27 protein-coding genes are annotated in these 25,691 nt (G+C 42.0%); 2 read left to right on the top strand and 25 right to left on the bottom strand.

The window, feature by feature from the left end:
* Nucleotides 1-160: 160 nt before the first annotated feature.
* Nucleotides 161-1,015: a DegV family protein gene (locus tag ACXAD1_RS09835; RefSeq protein WP_474909929.1), complete on the top strand. Its 855-nt coding sequence runs from the start codon at nt 161-163 to the stop codon at nt 1,013-1,015.
* 42 nt (nt 1,016-1,057) lie between these two features.
* Here the strand turns inward: ACXAD1_RS09835 and ACXAD1_RS09830 are convergent, their stop codons facing one another.
* The 16 genes from ACXAD1_RS09830 to ACXAD1_RS09755 form a co-directional block, all read right to left on the bottom strand.
* Complete coding sequence (locus tag ACXAD1_RS09830; RefSeq protein ID WP_474909928.1) at nt 1,058-2,212, bottom strand: homogentisate 1,2-dioxygenase; 1,155 nt, start codon at nt 2,210-2,212, stop codon at nt 1,058-1,060.
* Nucleotides 2,213-2,221: 9 nt separating this feature from the next.
* Nucleotides 2,222-3,145 carry a fumarylacetoacetate hydrolase family protein gene (locus tag ACXAD1_RS09825; RefSeq protein ID WP_370222462.1) on the bottom strand — a complete coding sequence of 308 codons (924 nt, stop codon included), beginning with the start codon at nt 3,143-3,145 and terminating at the stop codon, nt 2,222-2,224.
* 4 nt (nt 3,146-3,149) lie between these two features.
* Entirely contained in the window at nt 3,150-3,770 is a 621-nt protein-coding gene (locus ACXAD1_RS09820) for a flavin reductase family protein (protein WP_474909927.1), read from the bottom strand.
* A gap of 5 nt (nt 3,771-3,775) precedes the next feature.
* Nucleotides 3,776-4,870, bottom strand: coding sequence for a histidinol-phosphate transaminase (gene hisC / locus ACXAD1_RS09815; RefSeq protein ID WP_474909926.1), 1,095 nt, complete (start codon nt 4,868-4,870; stop codon nt 3,776-3,778).
* Between the two features lie 64 nt (nt 4,871-4,934).
* A complete protein-coding gene (gene hppD / locus ACXAD1_RS09810) occupies nt 4,935-6,050 on the bottom strand; it encodes a 4-hydroxyphenylpyruvate dioxygenase (RefSeq protein WP_474909925.1) in 1,116 nt (371 codons plus the stop codon).
* Nucleotides 6,051-6,164: 114 nt separating this feature from the next.
* A complete protein-coding gene (gene lpdA / locus ACXAD1_RS09805) occupies nt 6,165-7,607 on the bottom strand; it encodes a dihydrolipoyl dehydrogenase (protein ID WP_474909924.1) in 1,443 nt (480 codons plus the stop codon).
* Entirely contained in the window at nt 7,608-8,831 is a 1,224-nt protein-coding gene (locus ACXAD1_RS09800) for a dihydrolipoamide acetyltransferase family protein (protein WP_474909923.1), read from the bottom strand.
* Between the two features lie 11 nt (nt 8,832-8,842).
* Nucleotides 8,843-9,838, bottom strand: coding sequence for an alpha-ketoacid dehydrogenase subunit beta (locus ACXAD1_RS09795; protein ID WP_206837378.1), 996 nt, complete (start codon nt 9,836-9,838; stop codon nt 8,843-8,845).
* Nucleotides 9,838-10,905: a pyruvate dehydrogenase (acetyl-transferring) E1 component subunit alpha gene (pdhA, locus tag ACXAD1_RS09790; RefSeq protein ID WP_370222454.1), complete on the bottom strand. Its 1,068-nt coding sequence runs from the start codon at nt 10,903-10,905 to the stop codon at nt 9,838-9,840. Before pdhA ends, ACXAD1_RS09795 begins: the two co-directional genes overlap by 1 nt.
* A 74-nt stretch (nt 10,906-10,979) precedes the next feature.
* The gene (locus ACXAD1_RS09785) at nt 10,980-12,089 is read right to left on the bottom strand and encodes a Leu/Phe/Val dehydrogenase (RefSeq protein ID WP_206837372.1); all 1,110 of its coding nucleotides are present in this window, start codon (nt 12,087-12,089) and stop codon (nt 10,980-10,982) included.
* Between the two features lie 83 nt (nt 12,090-12,172).
* The gene (locus ACXAD1_RS09780; protein WP_206837369.1) at nt 12,173-12,562 is read right to left on the bottom strand and encodes a thioesterase family protein; all 390 of its coding nucleotides are present in this window, start codon (nt 12,560-12,562) and stop codon (nt 12,173-12,175) included.
* 168 nt (nt 12,563-12,730) lie between these two features.
* On the bottom strand, nt 12,731-13,525 hold the full coding sequence (locus ACXAD1_RS09775; protein WP_474909922.1) for an ABC transporter ATP-binding protein: 795 nt from the start codon (nt 13,523-13,525) through the stop codon (nt 12,731-12,733).
* Nucleotides 13,500-14,531 carry an ABC transporter permease gene (locus tag ACXAD1_RS09770; protein WP_474909921.1) on the bottom strand — a complete coding sequence of 344 codons (1,032 nt, stop codon included), beginning with the start codon at nt 14,529-14,531 and terminating at the stop codon, nt 13,500-13,502. The genes ACXAD1_RS09775 and ACXAD1_RS09770 overlap by 26 nt, the downstream gene beginning before the upstream one ends.
* Nucleotides 14,532-14,621: 90 nt before the next feature.
* Entirely contained in the window at nt 14,622-15,632 is a 1,011-nt protein-coding gene (locus ACXAD1_RS09765) for an ABC transporter substrate-binding protein (protein WP_474909920.1), read from the bottom strand.
* 245 nt (nt 15,633-15,877) lie between these two features.
* Entirely contained in the window at nt 15,878-16,828 is a 951-nt protein-coding gene (locus tag ACXAD1_RS09760) for an NAD(P)H-dependent flavin oxidoreductase (protein ID WP_206837357.1), read from the bottom strand.
* A 144-nt stretch (nt 16,829-16,972) separates the two neighbouring features.
* Complete coding sequence (locus ACXAD1_RS09755) at nt 16,973-17,473, bottom strand: hypothetical protein (protein ID WP_474909919.1); 501 nt, start codon at nt 17,471-17,473, stop codon at nt 16,973-16,975.
* 610 nt (nt 17,474-18,083) lie between these two features.
* Here ACXAD1_RS09755 and ACXAD1_RS09750 point away from each other — a divergent pair.
* Nucleotides 18,084-18,608 carry a CBO0543 family protein gene (locus ACXAD1_RS09750; RefSeq protein ID WP_370222450.1) on the top strand — a complete coding sequence of 175 codons (525 nt, stop codon included), beginning with the start codon at nt 18,084-18,086 and terminating at the stop codon, nt 18,606-18,608.
* 91 nt (nt 18,609-18,699) lie between these two features.
* On the opposite strand, the gene paaX is transcribed toward ACXAD1_RS09750, so the two are convergent.
* The 9 genes from paaX to paaB form a co-directional block, all read right to left on the bottom strand.
* Nucleotides 18,700-19,575 (bottom strand): phenylacetic acid degradation operon negative regulatory protein PaaX, encoded by an 876-nt coding sequence (gene paaX / locus ACXAD1_RS09745; RefSeq protein WP_206837344.1) that lies wholly within the window; start codon nt 19,573-19,575, stop codon nt 18,700-18,702.
* Nucleotides 19,576-19,762: 187 nt separating this feature from the next.
* The gene (locus ACXAD1_RS09740) at nt 19,763-20,959 is read right to left on the bottom strand and encodes an acetyl-CoA C-acyltransferase (protein WP_206837341.1); all 1,197 of its coding nucleotides are present in this window, start codon (nt 20,957-20,959) and stop codon (nt 19,763-19,765) included.
* Complete coding sequence (locus ACXAD1_RS09735; protein WP_370222448.1) at nt 20,956-21,822, bottom strand: 3-hydroxyacyl-CoA dehydrogenase; 867 nt, start codon at nt 21,820-21,822, stop codon at nt 20,956-20,958. Before ACXAD1_RS09735 ends, ACXAD1_RS09740 begins: the two co-directional genes overlap by 4 nt.
* Before the next feature lie 117 nt (nt 21,823-21,939).
* On the bottom strand, nt 21,940-22,713 hold the full coding sequence (locus ACXAD1_RS09730) for an enoyl-CoA hydratase-related protein (protein WP_474909918.1): 774 nt from the start codon (nt 22,711-22,713) through the stop codon (nt 21,940-21,942).
* An 18-nt stretch (nt 22,714-22,731) separates the two neighbouring features.
* Entirely contained in the window at nt 22,732-23,511 is a 780-nt protein-coding gene (locus tag ACXAD1_RS09725; protein ID WP_206837332.1) for an enoyl-CoA hydratase-related protein, read from the bottom strand.
* Entirely contained in the window at nt 23,508-23,813 is a 306-nt protein-coding gene (locus tag ACXAD1_RS09720) for an EthD family reductase (RefSeq protein ID WP_474909917.1), read from the bottom strand. Before ACXAD1_RS09720 ends, ACXAD1_RS09725 begins: the two co-directional genes overlap by 4 nt.
* Before the next feature lie 178 nt (nt 23,814-23,991).
* Nucleotides 23,992-24,474: a 1,2-phenylacetyl-CoA epoxidase subunit PaaD gene (paaD, locus tag ACXAD1_RS09715; RefSeq protein ID WP_474909916.1), complete on the bottom strand. Its 483-nt coding sequence runs from the start codon at nt 24,472-24,474 to the stop codon at nt 23,992-23,994.
* A gap of 36 nt (nt 24,475-24,510) precedes the next feature.
* Complete coding sequence (gene paaC / locus ACXAD1_RS09710; RefSeq protein WP_474911296.1) at nt 24,511-25,311, bottom strand: 1,2-phenylacetyl-CoA epoxidase subunit PaaC; 801 nt, start codon at nt 25,309-25,311, stop codon at nt 24,511-24,513.
* Between the two features lie 13 nt (nt 25,312-25,324).
* Nucleotides 25,325-25,690, bottom strand: coding sequence for a 1,2-phenylacetyl-CoA epoxidase subunit PaaB (paaB, locus tag ACXAD1_RS09705; protein ID WP_370222444.1), 366 nt, complete (start codon nt 25,688-25,690; stop codon nt 25,325-25,327).
* Nucleotide 25,691 lies beyond the last annotated feature (1 nt).

Below are 25,691 nucleotides of genomic sequence, written 5' to 3'. Positions count from 1 at the left end.
CCATATAAACATTCTAATAGCATACTCTGGTCATTTCCTATAAATGGATCACTCAAAAGCAATACAGGCAATGATTTCTTCGTGTATAATAAGGGAAGTTTTCAATAATGGAAGCGGTTAATATTGATGAAAAATAATTGGCAAAGGACTTAGAACATTCATGATAAAAAAGAAGATTGCCTGGATTACAGACAGCACAGCTTATATTTCTGAGGAGCTGCTCGAACATCCTGATGTTTATGTTGTGCCTCTATCAATAACATTCGGTGAGGAGTCGTTTGAAGATGGCATTGATTTAAACACAGAGCAGCTATATAGCCGAATCCGGACTGAAAAAGAAGTTCCTAAAACTTCACAGCCATCTTCCGGGAGATTTGCTGAGCTATTTGAATCATTGAAGAATGAATATGATGCTGCGGTTGCCGTACATGTTTCCAGCAAATTAAGCGGCACGATGAACAGCTGCCTGGCTGGATCAGAGCTGGCAGGGTTCCCTGTATCGGCAGTTGATTCAAAATGCATGTCTTATGCCATTACGTCTTTAATGTACAAAGGATTAAAGCTTGCTGAGAATGATATGCCAGCACATAAGATTGCTGATATCCTGCAAGGTGAGGCAGCTAAATCTGAGAATTATATTTTGCTTGGAAGCCTTGAGCAATTTTATAAAGGCGGCAGAATGTCAGGAACACAATACTTGCTGGGAAGCATATTGAAAATAAAGCCAATAATCCGAATTAACCGGGACGGGGAGTTTGAATTGTTTGATAAAGTCCGTTCGGATAAAAAAGCAATTAAAAGAATGATAGAATTGCTCGGGGATGCATACGAAAGCCACACCATTCCTCAGGTTCAAATCATGCACGGGAATGTGCCCGGAAAAGCGGAGGAAATGGCGGAGGAAATAAAATCACACTTTCCCCGCCTCGATATTATCATTGGTGAAATAAGCTCAACTATTGCTGCCCATGCAGGTGAAGGAACCATCGCTATCATTTGGCAGAATGAAAAGTAGAAAAAAGCACTCTCCCTAAGGAAAAAGGGAAAGTGCTTTTTACTATTCAACCCACGTATACATGTACTTTTCATCTTCTATTGACTTAGCTTTCTTTACCAATTTTAATGGCCTGAATGTATCAATCATTACAGCAAGCTCGAGTGTTTCCTTTTTTCCGATGCTGGCTTCTGTTTTCCCAGGATGAGGCCCATGTGGAATCCCGCTTGGATGAAGGGTGATAGAGCCTTCCCTGATACCCTTTCTGCTCATAAAGCTGCCTTCCACATAGTAAAGCAGTTCATCACTGTTGACATTGCTGTGATAGTAAGGGGCAGGGATGGCCTCTGGATGGTAGTCATATAACCTGGGAACAAAAGAACATACAACAAAGTTATGTCCTTCAAATGTCTGATGAACTGGCGGGGGCTGATGGACCCTTCCAGTAATCGGCTCGAAGTCTTCAATATTAAATACCCACGGATAGAGATAGCCGTCCCAGCCTTCCACATCAAGCGGATGATGGTTCAGGATATGAGAATGCAAATATCCCCTTGTTTTCGTAATAACTTCATGTTCCCCTTTTTGATCATATGTTTCCAAGGTCTCCGGTCCCCGAATATCTCTTTCGCAGAATGGACTATGTTCGAGCAGCTGTCCATATTCATTCCGGTATCTTCTTGGGGTTGTAATTTGGCTGAAGGACTCCACCAGAAGCACTTTAGTCAATTGCTCTTTGTCCGGAATCACCCTGTAAATTGTGCCAATCGGAATAATGACATAATCCCCCGGACGATAGGTTAATGTTCCGAACATGGTCTCAATCTTTCCTGTGCCATAGTGAATATAGAGCATCTCATCGCCATCACCATTCCGGTAAAAGCTTTTCATCGGCTCTGTAATTTTTATAGTGCCTATTAAAAGATCATCATTCCCAAGCAGATATTCCCTGGCTGAAAGCGCATCCCCTTTCTTTTCGATTTGATCTGTAAACAAATGGCGGTGCTTCAAGCTTTCCTGCTCTTCATACTCGGGAACATATTTTCCTATCAGCTCACTTCGTGCTACCTCTGTAGGCATATAGTGATGATAAAGAATGGATTGGGTACCGGAAAAACCTTTTGTTCCCATAACCTGTTCCCTGAAAAGAGTTCCATCCGATTTTTTGAAAGTCGTATGCCTTTTGTGCGGGATTCTACCCATTTGGCGATAAAACATGTTTCCACCTCACTCGTTTGCAATTCGATTTTTTAAGACTCCAAGACTTGCAATCTCAAGCTCCACTTCATCTCCTGATTCAAGCCAGCGGTGAACATCTGTGCCGAGCTCAAGGATGCAGCCGCTGCCAACAGTCCCGGAGCCTATCAGTTCACCTGGGCAAAGGGTTACACCGTCAGAAGCCCGCTCAATCATTTCGTAAAAAGAATAGTAGATATCCTGCATATTCCCTTCAGATAGAAGAGTCCCGTTTACTTTTGCTGTCATCGGCAAATCATAGCCGTTTTCAACACGGAAATCCTCAAGCTCATCTTTTGTAACGATATATGGCCCTGCAGAAGTGGCAAAATCCTTCCCTTTTGCAGGGCCAAGGCCTACCTTCATTTCTTTGCGCTGAATGTCTCTTGCACTCCAGTCATTTAAGATGCAATACCCGAAAATATAATCATCGGCTTCAGAAGCTTTGATATCCCTTCCTTCTTTTCCAATGATGCAGCCAATTTCAAGCTCATAATCAAGCCATTCGCAATGGCTTGGTCGTAAAATTTCTTCATTCGGCCCCTTGATGCTTAAATGATTTGAGAAATAAAAAACTGGTATGTCATACCATTCGGGTATCATATCAAGACCGCGGTTGGCTCTTGCTGTTTTCACGTGTTCCTCGAAAGCATAAAAATCCCGGAAGCTTTTTGGATTTGGAAGTGGAGCTTTTAAGGTGACTTCTGATAAAGGATAAACCCCTCTATCAGTGTCCTTCAGTTTTTTGCCGGAAGATAAGTATTCCATAAAAAATTCATGATTCTCCAGGAATGCCAGCATTGTTTTAGGAAGAACACCATTGGTTGCTTCATGCATATCAACGGCATGCTCCTCATTCTTCAGCCAGCCAGCTCTAATGGATCCATCTGATTTTTGGAAGGTTATGAATTTCATAGCATCACCTTGGGTCTGTTTTTCGGATTAATTCAAATATATCCGTCATCGGCCTGGTATATATATGTCCTGCCATCCGGCCAACTGGCTTCAATTTCTCTGAATTGATCCTTCCATTTTCGTATATTCCTTCAGCAACATGCACATGCTCCACTTTTCCAATCACAAGGCTTCCTGAACCAGGTTGTTCTCCAAAATGGAGCACCTGATGGAGACTGCATTCCAGGTGGACTTTTGATTCTTTCACCCGAGGAGGATTCACAGTCGCACTTTTTTCTTTAGTTAGCCCGGCGGCGATTAGTTCGTCTGTACCAGCAGGATAATCCACTGCACAAATATTCATCTTTTCAGTAAAGTCCTCACTGACAATGTTAATAACGAATTCCTTTGTCGCTTCGATATTGGCGAGCGTATCTTTCTTAGAGCCATCCATCCCTTTTCGCATAGGTGAAAAACAAATCAGCATCGGATCTGCACATATAGCAGTAAAAAAGCTAAATGGAGCTGCATTTACATTTCCATCCACATCCATCGTGGTAACAAACGCAATGGGACGCGGCAGGATAGAACCAACCAGCAGCTTATAAGCGTCATTCCATTCCAGACTGGCAGGAGTTAATTCCATACACTTTACACCGCCTTTTCATTTAAAAGTTTGTTTATCACATTCATGGCTGCTTCATTATCTTCTCTTGTACCTAAAGTCATCCGAAAAGCATCAAGATATCCCTCAAGCTTCATTTGCCGTACAACTAAGCCATTTGCAATCAAGTTTTCCGCCAAAGGATACTGACTGAAAATATAAATAAAGTTGGTTTGGGAAGGAAAAAAGCCAACGTGTAAATCTTTTAACTTTTGGCTCACAAATTCCATCTCATTGGCATTTTTGTCAGCACATTCCCTTATAAAGCCCTGATCATGTAATGCTGCTGCAGCGGCTGCCTGTGCCAGATGATTGACATTAAAAACATCTTTTACCTTTTGTAGTTCATTCACTATCTCGGAATCCATAATTCCATAGCCGACACGGAGTCCGGCTAGACCATAAATTTTTGAAAAAGTCCTCAGAATGATCAAGTTTGGCTTTTTTTCCAAAAGTGAAATAGAGTCAAGGTAATCTGCAGATTGCACATATTCATAGTAAGCTTCATCTAGAATAATCAAGACATTCGAAGGAACTTTTTCGATGAATTGCAGAAGTTCTGTTTTACCGACTATGGTTCCGGTAGGATTGTTAGGATTGCAGATAAATACCATTTTTGTTTTTTTGCTGATCTGCGCATACATGGCATTTAGATTATGAGTGCCATTATGCAGCGGGACAGTTATAGCACTGCCGCCTTCAATCAGGACATTTGTTTCATATCTCGGAAAGGTTACCTGTGCCATAATAGCTTCGTCTCCAGGACTTATGTATGCTCTAGTCAATAAGCGGATGATTTCTTCTGAACCATTGCTTATTATAAATTTATCTTCACCAATATTGTAGAACCCGGCCAGTTTGCGCTTGAGCACGGAAACAGTTCCGTCCGGATAAAAATAAATACTGTTCATTGATCTGCTGATGCTGTTCTTCACTTCTGGTGAACACCCATACACATTTTCATTATCAGACATTTTCCGGACAGCCATTAAATTGAACTTTTCTTTGATCTCTTCCGGCGAGCTGCCAAGAGGATAAGAAACAATCTTCTCCACTGCGCTTTTGGTCTGGATTCTGGACATCTGCGCTGCCTCCTTACTTAATTATTAAAAAAGGGAGAAAGCATCTCCCTTTTAGGCTGAAAAATTATAGGTTCCCGCGTCTTTCCTGTTCCCTCTCAATTGATTCAAAGAGTGCTTTAAAGTTGCCTTCACCAAACCCTCTTGCACCTTTACGCTGAATGATTTCAATAAAAAGGGTGGGGCGGTCAACTATTGGCTTCGTGAAGATTTGCAGCAAATACCCTTCGTCGTCACGGTCAACGAGTATATTCAATTCTTTCAGTTTATCAATCTCTTCATCAATCTTTCCTACGCGTTCAGAAAGCATTTCGTAGTAAGAATCAGGTGTACTTAAAAACTCCACCCCATTTTTGCGAAGGATGCTGACAGTGCTGACGATATCCTCTGTCAGGATGGCCAGATGCTGCACACCTGGGCCGTTGTAGTATTCAAGGTATTCCTCAATCTGGGATTTGCGTTTCCCTTCTGCAGGCTCATTAATCGGGAACTTTATCCTGCCGCCATTATGCATGACCTTTGACATCAGTGCGGAATATTCTGTTGTAATGTCTTTATCTGTAAAGTGCTTCATTTCCTTAAAGCCCATTACATTTGCATAATAATTCACCCATTCCTCCATTCTCTCTACATTTCCAACAACATGGTCGATTCCTATAAAACCGGCATCTTCAAATGGAACTTCCGTTTGATAAGGCTCAAAGCCAGGCATGAATACGCCTTTATAGTTATTGCGTTCGACAAGTGTGTGAATTGTATCTCCATATGTACCAATAACTGCTTTTTTTACTGTTCCTTGCTCATCCTTTATCTCAAAAGGCGGCTGTATTTCAATTGCGCCTCTTTCGACTGCAGCATTGTAGGCAGTTTCAACATCATCGACGGCTAAAGCAATATCTTTTACGCCATCCCCATGCTTTTTAATGAAATTCGATACTCTGGAACTATCATTTAAAGTTCCGGTAATTACGAGGCGGATCTTTCTTTGCTGAAGAACATAAGACACCGTTTCCCTATTGCCTGTTTCCAGACCAGAATAAGCAACTGGCTTAAAGCCGAAAGCAGTGCAGAAAAAATGGCAGGACTGTTTCGCATTCCCTGAGTAGATTTCTAAATAATCTACCTCCTTCACAGGAAAGAAATCGGCTTTATTTTGTTCCTTTAACATTTTTTCATCTTTCATGCTAACCCCTCCATTTCAAATATTAGTAATATTTTGAATTTATCATATATGAAACCTGCAAACGTTCTCAAGAGTTCAAGTTAAAGCTATAATGCACTTCTGCATTAAAGTAAGCTACACTTTTAATATTTGCTCATTTATACTTTTGGGCGGGTTGTGAATAGCCTGATTCCTTAAAGCTTCTACAGCTTCGAGCAAGCTTTCATTTACACTTGGATGGGGATAGTTTGGGAAAATTAGATCTTCATCCCTGGCTGCCATTTCCAATGCAGTAATGCCGGCGGAAATTAGCTCTATTGCCCCAGTGCCTACCATGTGGATTCCCAGAAGAACTTGTTTTTCCTTGCAGCTGATGACTTTTATAAATCCTTCTTTTTTTCCGGTCAGAGCGCTAAATCCGTTGGCGGACAATGAAAATTGGCCAATTTCAATATCGTTGCCCATGTTAATTGCTTCCTTTTCCGTTAACCCTGCACTTGCAATGGGAGGCTGTGTATGAGCTACAATTGGAATGAAATGGAAATCTGATTGAGATTGAATCCCAGCAATAGCTTCTGCAGCTGTTTTTCCTTGTTTAATTGCTTTAACAGCAAGGGCCGGACCTTCTGTTACATCACCCACTGCGAAGATATGATTCTGTGTAGTCCTGCTTTGGGCATCCACCTTTATAAACCCCGCTGCACATTGTTCAACCCCTATTCGGGATAGTCCCAGCTGATCAGTGTTTGGTTTAATGGGTGTTGAAACAAAAAAATGTGAGCCTGAAATTGTTTCTTTTTTTCCCTTTAATTCGAAGGACACTGTAAACATGCCTTCATTTTGCTGTAATTCCATTACATCCGAATTTCTTACAATGTCTATTTTTTTCTTTTTTAAAATCCTCTTCAGTTCCCGGCAAATGGATTGATCAAAATCAAAATCCTCTTTCCCATCATTAAGGATCATAGTCACTTTAGATCCCAGTGCCTGAAAAGCCATACCTATTTCAAGCGCAATATAGTCACTGCCATAGATTAATAGTTTATCGGGTAATTCACTCAACTCTGAAATGGAATGCTGATCTAATACCATTTCACTTAACTCTCTGATCCAAGGTGGTTTGTCAGGTGTTCCTCCGGTCGCAATGATTGCATTTCTGAATCTGAAAACATCAAATTTGTCTCCTTTTTCGATGCCAACCTTATCCTCCGACAGAAAAAAAGCTGAACCATTAAGCATCTCAATTTTATTGGCTTTACAGAGTGCTTCAATTCCTGCCCGGAGCTGTTCAACTTTCTTCTGCTTGTATTGCTTAAGCTTGTTTAAATTAATCGATATATCTCCTCCTTCAAGCCCCCAGTTTTCCCCCTCTTGAAATGAAGTGAATTTTTCTGCAGACTGTGTTAGGATCTTTGAAGGTATGCAGCCTTTATTTAAGCAAATCCCGCCAAGCTGGTCCTGTTCAACCAATGTAACACTGCGTCCAAGCTGTGCAGCACGGATCGCAGCATGATACCCTCCGGGACCGCCGCCGATAATGATGACATCGCGCTCATGTGCCAGTTCTCCAACTACCATTTATACCATCTCCAGAACAAGCATTTTCGGATTTTTAATCAATTCAGCAAACCGGTTAGTAAAGCGTACAGCTGTCGCCCCGTCTGCAACTCTATGATCAAAAGACATAGATATATTCATCATTGACCGGATCACAATCTGGTCATCGTCTGTCACAACAGGCATCTTCTTTGTTTTATGAAAAGATACCAGTGCGGTTTGCGGATGCTGAATAATCGGTGTCGCTCCAAAGCTTCCGCCCAGGGGTCCCACATTGCTGATCGTGAATGTCCCTCCAGATATTTCTTTGACAGAAAGCTTATTTTCCACCGCTTTTTCCGTGAGCAGTTTCATCTCCGTATGAATTTCTCTGATTGTCTTATTCTCAACATGGGTAATGACCGGAACGATGAGCCCCTCATCCGTATCAACCGCAATACCGATATGGTGTACACTTGCCAAATGTATTTCTTCTTTTTCTTCATGCAGGACTGCATTGAACACAGGAAATTCTTTCAGGCAAATTGACAATGCCTTCAGGAAAAAGGCTGTTGCAGATATATTTTCGTTCAGAATTTTAAGTTCTTTTCTGAAAGTGATCAGCTCGGTTACATCGATTTCTTCAAAATGGGTACAATGCGGAATGGTATTGAGGGATTGTGCCATTTTCCTGGCAATCTGTTTTCTTCTGCCCCTAAACGGAATGATTCCTTTCTCAGCAGGCGGGCTTTTTATAGTATCTATCGAAACCGTTAGCTCCTGTTCAGCTGGGTCAGGCTTACTCTGTGCAGATGCTAAGTATTGATAGATATCTTCATCCAAAATACGGCCGGCAGGACCAGTCCCTGTAATATTCTCAATGTCTATCGAATTTTCGCGTGCTATTTTTCTCGTAAATGGGGAAGCAAGCACCCGTTTTCCTTTGAATGCCGAAAAAGATTGCACTGGCTCCTGCGGCTTAGGAGTGTTTGCAGGATGAGAAGTGACCTTCACTTTCTCAATGCCATCATGTCCCGAAGTCTCTATAATTAAGATGGTCGTCCCCACTGTAATCCTATCGCCAGGCTCCACTTTAAATTCCTTAATAATTCCCGCTCTGGGAGCAGGTATTTCAGCAGTCATTTTATCAGTCTGTACTTCAACTAGCGGTTCATCGGCTTTGACTGCATCACCAGGTTTGACTAAAAAGCAATTGATATCTGCTTCTGTCATGCCTTCTCCAATATCGTGAAGTTTCACTTCCACAGTCTCTCCTCCTAAAACTTCATAACTTTTTCTATTGCTTGCTGGATCCTTGCCGGAGTTGGCAGGTAATGGTCCTCAAAACCGAAATATGGCACTGGTGCATCAAATCCAGTAACCCGTTCAACAGGTGCTTTCTGATATAAAAACGATGTATCATTAATAATGGCAAGCACGTCATTTCCTACTCCGCCGGTAGCATGAGCTTCATGGACAATGACTGTTCTCCCTGTCTTTTGGACAGATTCTGCGATCATATCTTTATCCAGAGGGAAAAGAGTTCTTAAATCAATCACATCACAATGAGTGTTTTTTTCTTTCATCAGCTTTGCCGCTTTCATAGCCTCAGGCACCATGGCTCCCCATGTAATGACCGTCACATCATCACCCTCCATGAGCTTATTGCCTTTGCCAATATCAATGCTATACTTCCCTTCAGGAACTTCCTCCTTGGCCGAACGATAGCAGCGCATCGGCTCAAGAAACAGAACTGGATCCGGGTCTTCAATGGCAGCAATCAGCAGTCCTTTCGCGTCATAGGGACTGGAAGGGCAGACTACTTTAATGCCTGGCATATGTGTAAAAATGGCTTCCGTTGAATCACAGTGAATTTCCGGAGCCCTTACACCTGCACCATATGGAGCCCTTATAACCATCGGAACAGTAAAATGTCCCATCGTCCTCATTCGGATTCTCGAAGCATGTGTCATGATTTGTTCATATGCAGGATAAATAAAACCCAGAAACTGAATTTCAATCACCGGCAAAAACCCATTTACAGCCATGCCAATCCCCGCTCCGACAAATCCCGCTTCACTTAAAGGAGTATCAATTACACGGCCTTCGCCATACTTAGCCTGAAGACCATCAGTTGCGCGAAAAACACCACCGTTCTTTCCGATATCTTCGCCCAGCAGCAAAACCTCTTCCTTTTCATTCAGCATGGTATCCAGTGCATCGGTAATAGCTTGAACCAATGTCATGGTTTTTGCTTCTACTGCCGTTTTCATTATCGGTCACCTCCCATCATCTTCAGGTACTCCTCTTTCTGCTGCCTGATTTGCCATGTCGGCTCTGCAAAGACATGGTCAAAAATAACTGCTGGATCGGCAGGAGGAAAATCCTCCATTTCAGCTATAGCCTTATCTATTTCAGCAGCAGCTTTCTCTTCAGTTGTCCGCACCCATTGCTCATCGAATCTCCCCTCATTTTTCAACCAGCGCTCCAGTCTTAAAATAGGGTCAGTCTCCTGTCTTCTATTGGTGCTTTCCGATTGATCACGGTATTTAGATGGATCATCTGCAGTGGTATGTGCCCCATATCTCCACGTAACTGCTTCGATTAGTGTCGGCCCTTCACCTTTACGAGCCCTTTCTAATGCATTTAAGGTTTCAAAATAAACCATGAAAACATCATTCCCATCGATTCTGACTCCCGGAATATCGTAAGCCAGGGCTTTCTGGGCGATTGTTTTTGTATTCATCTGCTTGTTAAATGGAACAGATATGGCGTATTGATTGTTTTGATTAAAAAAGACAACCGGAGCTTTAAAAATACTGGCGAAATTCAACCCTTCATGAAAATCCCCCTCTGAAGTCGCACCGTCTCCAAAATAAGCAATAGCGGCATTTGATGTACCTTTTTTCCTTTCAGCGAAAGCAGCTCCTGCCGCATGAGGGATTTGTGTCGCAATCGGGATGGCCGGAGGAAAAATTTTCTTTCCATCAGGCGGCACACACCCTTCATTTCTTCCGTTCCAAAACAACAGGATATTTCGCAGTGAGTGGCCAAAGGTCATAGCTGCTCCGTGATCGCGATAGGTAGGGAACATCCAATCGTTCTCCCTTAGGGCAGCTGCAGTTCCGACCTGGGAAGCCTCCTGTCCTTCATAAGGTGCATATGTGCCTATCCTGCCCTGGCGCTGGAGTGAAATAGCCTTGCGGTCAAAAATACGGATTCTTACCATATGTCTATAAAACTCTTTTACAAGTTTTTCAGTTATTTTTTCTTCATAATCGGAATTGATGATGTTTCCATTTTCGTCCATTATCCGTCTGATCGGAAAGTGATTTTCCATCTTCTCACCCTTTGGCTATTGAATTATTTTTATCACTTTTATACGGTACATACATTGTTATCCAAGCAAAAAAATTAGGTCCTTACTGACCACTTCGGGCGTTTCATATGGGAGAAAAAGCTATTTCTGCGTGTGCGCGCTTCAATGCGGCTCTCGCAGAATTGGTTGGCTGCTTCCACTGTTGTTATACCATTTGCTTCAGCATGTTCGTAGATGTTCAGAAGAGAGTTATAAATAGCTTTTGTTTTGCGGAGTACCCTTTCCTTATTAGGTGTGTATAATTCGTCTGCTACCTGGATTAATCCCCCTGCATTCACAATATAATCGGGAGCGTATAATATGCCCTTATCTTTTAGGATCTGACCATGTCGCATATCTATAAGCTGGTTATTGGCAGAACCTACGATCGCTTTTACTTTAAGCAGGCCGATTGTGTCATCATTAATGACCCCGCCCATTGCACATGGAACAAAAAAGTCTGCAGGTGCCTCATATATATCATTTCCGGATAGTACCTTCACCCCGGCACCAATTTCTTTCGCTTTGCATAGGAGCTGGTCGATTGCCTGCCGGCTGATATCTGTCACATATAAATCTGCCCCTTCCTCCAGCAGTCTTTCTGCCACTTTATATCCAACTTTGCCTAGTCCCTGAATGGCATAACTTTTGCCTGAAAGGTCCTCTGCTCCTGTCAGGGCTTTACTGGTTGCCTGCAGGCCATAAATAACACCTTGTGCAGTTGGTACCGAAGAATCGCCGCTTCCTCCATAAACCTCATCAACCCCTACAATGCAATTCGTTTCCTTTAGGGCATGAACAAAATCTTCTGTAGAAGTACCCATGTCTGTTCCTGTATAGAATCTCCCGTTCAATGATTCAACAAATTGGCCAAAAGCACGGAATAGTTCGGGTGTTTTATCTTTTAATGGATCCCCGATAATTACAGCCTTCCCGCCTCCGAAGTCACAATCGGCAGCTGCACATTTATAGGTCATGCCTTTTGATAATCGGAGGACATCTTCAAGGGCATCATCGACACTGTTGTATGGAAACATACGGCAGCCTCCCAATGCCGGCCCCAATCTGGTGCTGTGGATTGCAATAATAGCCTTTAAACCGGTAGATTCATCGTTGCAGAAAACGACTTGTTCATGATCTTTAATTTTTTGAAACATATCTGTCATTTCATTCTCCCCTTTATTTATGATAGCGCTTACAATAAGATTAAATTAAAATGCCTTTTTTAGGCTCAGATGCTTCTAATCTTTTAAACTCTCTTTAACATTTCTGCAATCTTGCTTTTCTTCAGAATCACCTGTTTGACTTCACCTTTGCCTGCCAGGATTTTTCCATTATGGACGGTTACAGTTGAGTAAACTGAATTTCCATCCAGCTTGGATACGGTAGCCGTAATGATAATGGATGAGCCTTCAGGTGATGGGGATAAATGCCTGGCAGAAACAGCTCCCCCCATCCCTTCTTCTCCCTCTTCCAAGTAAGGGATGATCAGCAGGCGGGATGCCCACTCCATGTGATAGATCATCGTTACGGTTGAATAGACAGGATGAATGACCTCCCCTTCAAACTGTGCGAACATCTCAGGAGATACCACTGCATGGACAACTGCCTGATTTCCAATTTGCAGCCCAGGTTTCATTCCATCACTCCCTGTTATATATAAAAATATGTATGACGTTTATTTAACGATATGATACCATTACGTTAAATAAATAGTCAATAAATTGTAAAAACTTTAAAAATTCTTTTCATTCATACCCATAAAAAAAGGATTAACCAGCAAATTTGGCTAATCCTTTTTATTGTTCTAAGAAAGCAGAGCACGATCACTTGCCATTTTTGTTCCGCGAATCCGCTGAAATTCGTTCAGAAGCTGCTCAATTGTTAAATGCTGTTTCTGTCCATCATCTACTTCAAGAATAATCTGGCCTTTATCCATCATAATCAGCCTATTTCCTAAATCCAGCGCCTGCTGCATATTATGAGTGACCATTAAAGTAGTTAAGTTGTACTTTTTAACAATTTCTTTTGTCAGATTCGTTATAAGCTCTGCGCGAGCCGGATCAAGAGCAGCGGTATGTTCATCGAGCAAAAGAATGGATGGTTCCGTGAAGGTAGCCATTAATAATGAAAGTGCCTGCCGTTCTCCTCCTGATAATAAACCAACCTTTGCATTTAGGCGGTTTTCAAGGCCAAGATGGAGAGTTTCAAGAACTTCACGAAAATAGTCTTTGCGCTTTTTCGTAACTCCTTTTTTTAATGTTCTTGTTTTATTCCTTGAATATGCCATCGCGAGATTTTCTTCAATTGTCATAGATGGAGCCGTACCAGCCATTGGATCCTGAAAAACCCGGCCTATGAGTTTTGCCCGCTTATATTCAGACATGCCCGTGACATTTTGGCCATCAATATAAACGGAACCAACATCAGGGATCATGACACCGGAAATTATATTCATTAAAGTGGACTTCCCTGCCCCATTACTTCCGATTACGGTGACAAAGTCCCCCTCATTCAATGTGAGATTGATCGTATCCAGTGCAATCTTTTCATCTGGAGTACCTTCATTGAAGACTTTATGAATCTGATTTAATTGCAGCACCAGTCTCACCCTTTCCGCCTGATGGCAATTCACTTATGTTCATGCTTCCTGCCAGTCTTTTGGCTTTCCGTTTCTTCTCCTTTGTACGGTCAATAATCTTCGGCATTATTAAAGCAAGGATGACAATAGTTGCTGTAATCAGCTTCATATCACCAGGTTCCAGGAACTCCACTCTCAGCGCCATGGTCACTACGATGCGGTAGATAATCGCTCCGCCAATAACCGCCAGAGTAGTTCTGGCAATGGATTTTGTGCCAAATAACGCTTCACCGATGATGACTGAAGCCAAACCGATGATAATCATTCCGATACCCATGCCAACATCGGCGAATCCTCCTTGCTGGGCAATCAATGCTCCGGAGAAAGCGACCATTGCATTGGAAAGGCCAAGCCCCAAAATCACCATCATGTTGGTGTTGGCAGAAAGACTGCGGATCATCCTCTTGTTGTCACCTGTAGCCCTTAAAGCTAAACCAATCTCCGTCTGAAGAAACCGATCTGTCAAGAACTTTATTGCCAGTGTTACAACTAACATAAATAGGATAATGCCCCATGTTCTCGGGAGGCTGCCGCCAAGTCCCGCCATGGTTAATATACTATTGAAAAAAGAATCAATTCCTGTTTTATCCCAAAAATCCCTGACATGTGTAATAGCAGTTTCTGTGTTCAAGAGCGGAACATTCGATTTACCCATTATACGAAGGTTTATTGAATACAGAGCAATCATCATAAGGATTCCTGATAACAGCGCATTGATTTTTCCGAAAGTATGAATAATACCAGTAAGGCAGCCGGCAATAAAACCTGCAAATAAGGCAGTGATCGTAGCCAGAAAAGGATTCGCACCGCTGACAATCATGGTTGCGGCTACCGCCGCTCCAGTCACAAAACTTCCATCTACCGTTAAGTCAGGAAAGTCAAGGACCCTGAACGATAAATAAACTCCAAGTGCCATAATTGCGTAAATAATCCCTGACTCGAACGCACCGAATATGGCTGTAAACACTAAGAATCACACCCTTTATTTAATTCTTTATAGCTAAGTTGATAAAGCAGCCGGCAGGATATTGTGCTTCCAGCCGGCGGATATTCTCATTTATTCTTCATGGAACTCAGCGAAATCTGCCCATTCTTCTTTTACTTCCAGTCCTTGTGCGTCAGCTGCTTTTTTATTGATAACCAGTTTGAGGCTTCCAGGAAGCTCAACCGGAATTTCAGATGGCTTTTTATTTCCTTTTAAGATCTCAGCTGCCATTTTGCCTGTCTGATAGCCAAGATCAAAATAGCTGAATCCGCTGGCTGCTATAGCACCGCGTTTCATGGAATCCAGTTCACCCACGAATAAAGGAATCTTTTTGCTGTCAGCAACAGAAATAACCGATTCAAGCGCAGACACAACTGTGTTATCTGTAGGGATATAAATGGCATCTACCCTTCCAACAAGAGAGTCGGCCGCCTGCTTAACTTCAGCAGAGGTTGAAACAGATGCTTCAACAATTTTTGCTCCTTTTGGTTCAGCAAGCTCTTTTACCTGTTTAACCTGTACCTCGGAATTTTGCTCTCCAGAATTGTAAATGATGCCAATATTTTTAACACCAGCTTCATCAATCATAAAATCAATTGTTTTTGAAGTTCCTTCCGGGTGATTATCAGTAGTACCTGTGATATTGTCTCCGGGCTGATCAAAGGATTGGACAAGGCCGGCTCCAACAGGGTCTGTAACAGATGTGAATAGAATTGGAATGTCCTTCGTCGCATTTAGAGCACTCACGGCACTCGGAGTAGCATTTGCAAAAATCATATCCACTTTATCGCCGACAAAATTATTTGCAATCGACTGGGTATTATTCATATCAGCCTGAGCATTTTGGAAATCGAATTTTACATTATCGCCTTCTTTAAAGCCTTCATCCTCCAATGCTTTTTTAAAACCCTCTGTCGCAGCATCTAAGGATGGATGTTCAACAAATTGTGTGATGCCAATTGTGTACTGTTTCTTCTCATCACCTTCTGAAGAAGACCCGCTGGATTTTTCCTGTCCGCAGCCGCTCAAAACAAGCAGCCCTGCAGCCATAATTAAGGAAAGAGCTTTAAACGATTTTTTCATTATATGACCCCCTATTCAAATTTATTAACTATCAGCTTCCTGGTAGTTTAAACCTATTATGTATACGCTTACATCTTAAGGTGGAAATAGTACACAAAATGGTTTTTCACCATTTATATGATATTTACTTTTAATATCGTAAATACAACGTTATATTACCACCCAGAACGCTGAAGTGTCAATAATATTCTAAAAATTAAATATATTTCCATAAAAAAGCAAGCAGGAATAAAACTGCCTGCTTGCTAGTGTAAAAGTTTTTTAGCCTTATGAAGCTGAAGGTTAGCATCTTCTATCATATTATCCAAAAGCTCCTTTACGCTTGGAAGATCAGCAATCAGGCCAGCTATCTGTCCGCTGTTCATAAACCCTTCATCACCGTTCCCATTTATCGCTCCAATTTTATGATAGTCTTCTGAAGTGAGTTTATTAAACTCATCAAGACTGATGCCATGTTTTTCATAGTCCAGCAATTTTTTGGCATAACCTGTGGAAAGCAGTCTTCGTATTCTGCCAACTGAACGCCCTACAATAACGGTTTCATAATCGGATGCTTGAATAATTTTCTGTTTATACTGCGGGTGGAATGGTGCCTCCTTGGTAGCTATGAATCTAGTGCCCATTTGCACACCGCTTGCCCCCAGTGCAAGCATGGCAGCAAGCCCTTTGCCATCACCGATTCCCCCGGCAGCCACGACTGGAACTGAAACCTCGCCTGTAATCTGAGGGATCAATACGAGTGTAGTAGTTTCAAGTGAACTATTGATTCCTGCTGCCTCATACCCTTCAGCTGCAATAATATCCGCACCGGCTGCCTCTGCTTTCAGCGCCTGTCTGACCGAAGCTGCTACGGTTATGACCTTCACACCATTTTCATGCAGCTTAGGGATAAAGGGAGCCGGGTTTCCGGCCGAAAGGGAAACTGCTGGAACCTTATGTTTAATTACCAGGGACAGGATTTCCTTTACATAAGGTGAGACACTTAATGCAACGTTAACAGCAAATGGCTTATTTGTTAAACTTCTTGTTTCCTCAATTATCTTCTCAACTTCCTCAGGAGGCATTGTTCCTGCTCCGATGGTGCCCAGCCCTCCAGCTTCCGAAACTGCCGCTGTTAAAATGGCATTGCTAATATTCCCCATGCCGCCCTGAATAATTGGATATTTGATATTTAAAATGTCCGTTAATATATTCAATCAAATTCCTCCTCCGTTAAAATAATGTTATACTAATTTTAATAGTTTGACAATTAGGAACACATATACTAAACATCGAAGGATGCAATCAATGCATCAGGTAGAATACCCTTTCATTCACATCGCCGTTTTGCAGACAGGCCTCTATTCAGTCCCCTTTTCCATTTTTAGTGAAATTTTATAAAACATGATTTGCAGTGTTTGAACAAATGCATAAATAGGAAATGACCAGGCCATCTGATAGCCCTTTTCATAATGAAATATGCCGAGCTTAACAGAGAACCATTCAATCAATACAGCAACAATAGACCAGATGGTGACATACAGGATATTCATATATCCTTTTAGATTTAATTTCACATATAAATATATAAAAAAGTAACTGTATGGCCCGTACATAATATAGCTCACAAGATCAATGATTTGATAATTCGATGTATCATTTACATCATAAAAATCCCACGGCCTGATACTAATGGTATGATCGAAGAACATCCCTATAAATACGCCGATGGTGAGATGAACTGCCGTTTCCAAGCCAGATAGTTTTTTGGGCAGTTTCCATATAAGAATTAGGGATAGCAGTAAATTTGCTAATACAAACCATTCATTTGCGTCAAAAGCTTTTTCATATATCTTTTCCATAATTAGTAGGCTCCTGCTTTAGATACATTATCCCCCTGGACAATCCGAGCCCGGCAATCAAAAAAGCCGAATTTCCTATGCCTGCTTTAATTAAATTCCAGTCTAAAAAGGTAATTACTCCGGATGTGAAGCTGAAAAGATCCATACCAAGAAGACAGATTAAGAATATGGCGAATAAAGTTATCCTTTTTATGCGAGATTGAGTTTTCCAATAAATATTTATAAACATAAGAACTAGAAAGGGTCCAATAATTTCACGATGAATCAAGAACACAATAAATAAAATAGAATCTTCTGTAATATGAATCCAATTTAATTGAAGAGCAAGTATGGTTGTGTAATTTCGGGCTGCAATTGAAATTAACATAAGAACCAGAGAATTTTGCAAAAAGGAAAGCTTTTTTTCTATAAAGAAAAAGAAACTTAGTGTATAAAATGCAATTACAAGTGCTGCAGGCAGAACCATAAAATCACCTTATTTTGATGGATTATCGGGATTAATAAGCTCTCATGAAGAAAAGAATCATAAAAGTAATATTGTTAAGGAATGATATATTTATTCATTAATGCGATGTTTTATTTTTGTGATTCGTATTGAAAGAGGGATTTGATGCACTTATTTTATAATTTGCTCTTTTTATTGGCGGGATTGAAATGGGGGGATTGGAGAAACTGGCGTGTATACTACCCAACCATCCTTTTTTTAATTGGAGGAGATTTGTTAAAAAACTTTCTTCTTCGCAATTACCCAATGTGGCAATATAAAGAGACTATATTTGCTGAGAATATTCTTATTGGGCACCCTGTCATTAATCTCATGATTATGGCCATCGTATATCCGGTAACAATTCTAATCTTCATCGGCCGCTATCCGTCTGGATTCTTTAAGCAGGCAGGATGGATTCTACTATGGGTGTTTCTATATACCACCATTGAATTTATCAATCTTTACTATTTGGACCTCATTGAGCATTCAAATGGCTGGTCAATCCAATGGTCGTTCTTTTTTAATCTTTTCATGTTTATTATTCTTAGAATTCATCATAAACGGCCGCTGGCAGCATTGGGAATCGGGTTCCTTTGGATTTTATTTTTATGGAAAACGTTTGAGATGCCGATAGATCTTTTACGTTAGATCTTTATATTGATACTGCGGCAGGATTTAATAGATATACTGATAAAAATAGAAATTGAGCCATCCTGCTCGTCTGCAAGATGGCTCTTTCTTATTCCACCATATAGGGATGATTTAATGCGTCATAATCGGCATCTCTGTTTTTAAGTTCATTTCCTTCCTTAAAAACACTTTCAAAAAATCTTGATGCCGGTTCTGCCAGTTCTTTATAATATTCACTGAATAAAGCAGCAGCATGGCTGCCCAGCCATTTATCTGGAAGAAGTTCTTCCGGGAGCCCCGGATCCACAAAGAGGAATTTCCGGTATTCATGCACAAGCTTTGTTCTTTCCACAAAACATTCTGCATCAGTCATATTCCCCTTCTGGATTTTATTTTTATCGATGATATATTTCTGGCTGTATTCTGAGATAAATTCCTGGTATCTATCATTTATCTCTGTCAGGTTCCAGCTTTTTTCAACTATTTCGATATTCTTATGCGGTCCTGCATACCTGGCAATAAAGAAATCAACATAGTCGGCAATTTCATATTTCTCAATCAAATCAAATACTTGTTTCTCAAGATTATTAGCAGAGATCCAGCAGCTGCTGGACATGGAGCCAAAACCGCTCCAAACAAGTTCCTTCCGCAATTCATCCCGCACATTGCGGATTTCCTCCGGAATAGTATACATGAGTATGCGCCACTTGCCATCCCACTCTTCAGGTTTTAATTTAAAAATTCGCTTAGCCGCTTCCTCAATTCTTTTCTGCCCTCTAGGCGTTAAGGAGTAATAGCTTTTATTGCCGATCTTTTCTGCGCTCACCCATCCCTGCTTATTCATTCTTGAAATCGCTGCTCTTACAGACTGATCATTATGACCAAATTCGCTTAAAAGCTTTATAAGGCTTCCAATCCAAATTTTGCTTCCATAATGTGAAATATAATCGCCATAAAGTGTGAAAATCATTGACCTTGTATTCAACTTGCTTTCATCCTCATTTCATCTTGTGGGTTGAACGGAAAAAATTCGTTATATACAATTGTACTAAAAGTAGATAGTTTTGAACAATACTTTTTCGGCATACTAAATAATTTAACTGTCTCTGCCATCATACACACGCCAAAGTCCTTATAAACCCTAAAAACCATAGAGTGAAAAAGCTCTATGGTCAGCGCTCAACAATTGTAGAAATCCCCTGGCCAACTCCCACACACATCGTTGCCAGGCCGTATTTTGAATTCCTGCGCTTCATTTCATGCAATAAAGTCGTCAGAATACGGGCACCGCTCGCTCCAAGCGGATGGCCCAATGCTATCGCTCCGCCATTTACATTTACCCGCTCCGAATCGGCGCCAAGTTCTTTTATGCAGGCAATGGATTGTGAAGCAAAAGCTTCATTTAACTCGATTAAGTCTATATCAGTCATCATAAGACCAGCCCTCTTCAAAGCTTTCTGGGTGGAATAAACAGGACCTGCCCCCATAATAGAAGGCTCAAGCCCTGCTGTTGCCGATACAATATAAGTTCCAAGGGGCTGTAATCCAAGTTCACTCGCTTTTTCCTCTGACATCATCAGCAATACAGACGCACCGTCGTTAACCCCTGAAGCATTGCCCGCCGTTACAGTTCCGCCTTGAAAAATCGGTTTTAAGCTTGCGAGCTTTTCAAAAGTAGTTTCCGGACGGGGATGCTCATCACGTGAAATGGTTATTTCATCCCCTTTTTTATCCATGTATGTAACTGGAATGATTTCATCGTCGAATTTGCCTTTTTCAATAGCTGCTTTTGCTCTCTTCTGGCTTTCAAAAGCAAATAGATCCTGTTCTTCACGCGATATGCCATATTTTTCTGCAACATTTTCTGCTGTCTTGGGCATGCTTTCAGCACCGTACATTTTCTCAAGCCTGCTGTTTGTAAATCTCCATCCAATGGTTGTGTCATACATCTCCATATTCCCTCTTGGAAACTCGCTGCTTGGCTTTGCCATTACAAATGGGGCACGTGTCATGCTCTCCGTTCCGCCTGCAATAAAAATATCTCCTTCTCCGGCTAAAATGGCCCGTGCAGCATAATTAACAGCATCTAAACCAGACCCGCAAAGCCGGTTAACAGTTGAAGCAGACACTTCGACAGGCAATCCGGCAAGCAAAGCTGCCATCCTGGCCACATTGCGATTATCTTCTCCTGCCTGATTGGCATTTCCCAGTATGACCTCTTCTATTTCTGCTGGATTCACGATCGGGTTTCTATCAAGCAGAGCCTTTATGACGATGGCTCCTAAATCATCCGGGCGAATATCCTTTAACACACCTTTATATCTTCCTATCGGTGTCCTGACAGCATCCACAATTACTGCTTTTCTCATTGCTTAACTTCCTCTCTGGCAGTGTAATCATAAACACCCCTGCCCGTTTTGCGCCCTAGCCTTCCTGCTTTAACATATTGTTCAAGGAGCGGTGCCGGCCGATATTTTTCACCCAGCTTGCTGTGAAGGTATTTTAAATTATTCAGGCGCGTATCAAGGCCGACAAGGTCGCCAAGTTCGAATGGCCCCATCGGATAATTTAGCCCAAGCTTAATTGCCTTATCAATTTCTTCAGGTGAGCCAAGACCTTCCTGAAGCATATAAAATGCCTCATTTCCAACGAGCGCACTGATCCTGCTTGTTACGAAGCCTGGAAATTCATTAATGACTACTGTTTCTTTCCCCATTAACTCAGCAGCACGTTTAATTGACTGTGATGTTTCTTCGCTTGTTTCAAGCCCTTTAATAATTTCAACAAGCGGCATTTTGGGGACGGGATTAAAGAAATGCATGGCAATCACTTTGTCCGGACGTTTTGTAAATGATCCAATTTCGGTTGGACTCATGGTAGAGGTGTTTGTTGCAAAACAGCAGTGCTCAGGTGCGTGCTGATCAATCACCTCAAAAATATTCTTCTTAATATCCATCACTTCAGGGACAGCCTCAATAACAAGATCAGCTGCACTTACATGCTGAGCAAGACTTACAGAATAGGTAAGACGATTTTTGCCTGCTTCCATATCAACTGCTGTTATTTTATTCCTGATGAGTCCTTTTTCAAAGATGCTATCAATCTCTTTTTCCGCACGGATTAATTGTTCTTGGCTGATGTCTACAAGGGTGGTGTGAAATCCCCCTACTGCACTGACATACGCAATCCCCCGCCCCATTACGCCTGAACCGATTACGACAATATTTTTCATGGTGTAATCCTCCTTTCAGTTTAAAAAAGACGAGCACCCAAAACGAGATGCTCGCAAGAAGAACATAAAAACGGGCAAAGAATTTAATGGATTCTAAGTCCTTTCATCCAGTAAAGTCTATTTCCCTTGAAACACAGGCTTTCGCTTTTGCATAAATGCGGCTACACCCTCTTTATGGTCAAGAGTAAGGCCGGCTAGCCGCTGACCCTGTGCATCTCTCTCCAAACATTCTTCTAAAGTGGATTCCCAGTTCGCTTTCAGGTTCTTCTTAATTATCGCAATGGCCGCTGTCGGCATGCCGGCCAGCCTTTCTGCAAAAGCTGTTATTTCATCCTTCCATTTCTCCATAGGAATTACCCTGGTAGCCAGGCCAAGCTCTTTGGCTTCCTGTGCATTAACCTTTTCACCGAGCACTGCAAGCTCCATGGCTTTCGCATGACCGATCAGTTTTGGCAGAAAGTAGAGATTCCCGGCATCAGGCACCAGCCCAACATGGATAAAAGCTTCTAAAAAGCTGGCTTTATCAGAAAGAAGCCTGAAATCGCATGCTAATGCGAGACTCATGCCTGCCCCTGCTGCCACCCCATTGACTGCAGCGATAACCGGTTTTTTACATTTATGAAGCTCCATTATCATTGGATTATAGAACCGGCGGAGTACCTCGCCATGATCCATATCCTCATTTACACCCTGAAGGTCCTGGCCAGAGCAAAATGCACGTCCTTCGCCTGTGATAACAAGGCATCTGACTTCTTTATCCCGGCTTGCCTGTTTTATGGACTGCTGAACCTCTTTATTAAGCTGTTCTGTGAATGCATTCAGTTTATCCGGCCGGTTTAATGAAATCCAAGCAACACCGTTTGCGACCTCATATTTCACCGTTTCAAACATTTGCTATGTACACCTCCTCTACTTTCCTTTGAATTGCGGCTTACGTTTTTCAATAAAGGAATTCATTCCTTCTTTTTGATCTTCTGTCGAAAATAATAAATAAAAATTCTTCCGTTCAAATTCCATTCCCTCATTTAAAGAAGTATCTACAGCTTTAAGAACTGCTTCCTTTATGAGGCGTATGGCAATTGGCGCCTGATTGGCAATTTGTTCAGCCGCCTTCATCGTTTCTTCCAAAAGAAGCTCCTCTGATATAAGCTGGTTTACGATGCCATGTTGAAGCGCTTCTTTGGCGGTGATTCTTTTACCGGTAAAAAGCCATTCCATTGCTTTCGTTTTTCCGACAAGCTTAGTAAGCCTCTGCGTTCCGCCTGCACCTGGCATTACTCCCAGGTTTACCTCAGGAAAGCCAAATTCCGCGTTATCAGCGGCATAAAGCAAATCACAGCATAAAGCAAGCTCAAAGCCCCCGCCAAGGGCAAAACCATGAACCGCCCCGATAATCGGTTTCTTGATCATGGCAAGGCGATCCCAATCCTTAAATTGATTGCGAAGCTCAAAATCTATTGCCTGGTCGTTTGCCATCTCATCAATATCTGCTCCGGCTGCAAAGGCTCTGCCATTGCCGCTTAATACGATAGCCTTTATGCTGCTGTCAGCCTCAAACCCTTCCATCGCATCCAGAATCTCTGAAACCATAGGGCGGTTGATTGCATTTAAGACTTTTGGCCGGTTTAATGCAATTAAACCAAGCTTCCCAAGCTGTGAAACTTCAATAGCTTCATAGCTTTTACTCATTTTGCTTCCTCACCAATCATAAGACTGATAATATCACCTGCAAATTTCATGGCGTCTTTTCCTGATGCCTTGCCTTCATCTGTTCTCATAGCCTCCTGTAAAGCTTCATGGCTGTCGTAGTACATTTCGCACATCAAATAGTACTTCCCTTCGCCCCCCATAGGGCTGCCGACAATTTTTGTAACCTCCATTTTGCGGAGACCCGGAATTTTGGCTGTAAGCGGCGCGTGCCTATTAAAATAATGGTCATCAAATGCCTCCTTATTTTCAGGGTGCTTATAAAGAGCGATTAATTTTACCATTTGCCATCTTCCTTTCATGTTTAGTGGATTTGATTCATTTAATAGTATTCCTGGAGCCGGATTCATATGTTATTTGTGCTGTCTCCAGGAATTTATCATTGAAGGATTAACAGTTTACAAGCATCTTAAAAATAGCATTAGACAAAAATTTGACCTGCTTTCATAACAGTCCTTATAGCTACATCATCGTTGATACAGGCTTCATAGCTTCAAAGGGGTTTTTGCAGGATTTGCAGTATAAAATACTGCGGCAGGCTGTAGGGCCAAAAAGGTTTTCCATCGTCGTATATGTGGACCCGCAAAAAGGACAATCCACATGCCATTCGCCTGTTTCACTTATTAATTTTGGAGGCGGCGCAATCCCAAATTCTTTTAGCTTTATCCTTCCTGTTTCTGTTACCCGGTCAGACGTCCAGGGCGGATGATAGATAAACTGGACATCTATTTTTTCAAAAATCCCTGCCTTGCCTATCTCGGTTTCAACGTTTTTTCGAATGATATCCAGTGCCGGGCATCCCATAAAAGTAGGCAGGAGTTTAACCAATACTGAATTGCCCTCCACCTCAATTTGCTCCAGCATTCCTAAATCAACAATAGAAATGGTATCTATTTCAGGGTCTTTAACATTATGAAGCGCTTCTAACGCGGTTTTTATCAACATTTGATCCTGCTCCATTTACATCACCCTTAAAAAAACTTACCAGCTTGCAGCTGGATTTATGTTATACACCTCGCTCAAAGTGGTTAAAGCCGCCTCAAGGTCGGCAGTATGCTCTCCTATGCGGCCATTTCCATTTTTCATTGCAAGGTCTGCTTCTGAGACTGCCAGATTGATAGATTCAAAAACAGGCTTCATGTTAAGCAGCCAGCGCTGCTTTAATATTTCTTCCTTATCAATGAGACCATGTTCCGCCATATCTTTTGCCAGCGCTCCCAATGTTAGGACTCCTTCAAAATCAGCTAAAACCTTCCCAGTGGCTGCTTCCATCCTCGTTCTGGCTTCCCCGCCAGCCTGCATCAGCTGGATAAACCATGTTTTCCAGTGAAGGAGATGATAATACAGCTCCATATTAACCTTTAATGCCCCCTCGGCTAAAGGCCGATAGGAAGAATTTTTAAGTGAGTCCAATCTGATTTTTTTCGCTTGGATATAAAAATAATTTCTTACTACAGCGAATGCCCAGTCATATTGTGCTGAAGACAAGTAATGACCTGGTCCATTGACCACCTCCAAAAGGACAGCATTTTTCCTTTCAGAAGCTCCTCTTGCATGTGCAAGTCTGTCTACATTGCCTTCTCCGAGATCCTCCAGCAGCTGATAAAACATGGCCGCATGGCCCATGGTATCCTGGCTGATGGATGAAAAGGCGACATCCTCCTCTATATGAGGTGCCAGGCCAAGCCACTCTGAACCCCGGTAGGCAAGTATGAAGTCATCGTCAGCAAGCTGATATAATAATGATGTCAGTGCCGGCTTAATCCTGGCATCGATTGGCATTTTACTAACTGGCTCAGTCACCTTTCTTCATCCCTCCCCATGACAGAATTTCCTTTTCATCAAGCATTTCCTGCTCGTATTGGCGCCACTTTTTCTTCAAATATCCGTATCCTTTTGTCGTGCGGTAATCTTTGTTGTCCAGACGCTGAAGTGATTGCTTTTCTTCCGGTGTCAGCTTCCGGATATCAGAGCGTTTGACGACCCAGATATCAGCAACCGGTTCTCTCCTCATAAAATTTTCCTGTGCCATGACCAGTGCAAGCTCTCGATTTGGCGCCAGCAGGGAAAATTGATATTGCAGAGGCGAGGTATCGGTTCTTTGACTAAAGACTTCGAATTCCTGATAAAATCCTTCGTTTCCCAAAGGGATCCCCCCCATC

It is taken from the genome of Cytobacillus sp. ABV4_503, from assembly GCF_056158445.1.
Note: the sequence above shows the minus strand (reverse complement) of the source record. Positions and strands in the feature narration are given on the sequence as shown.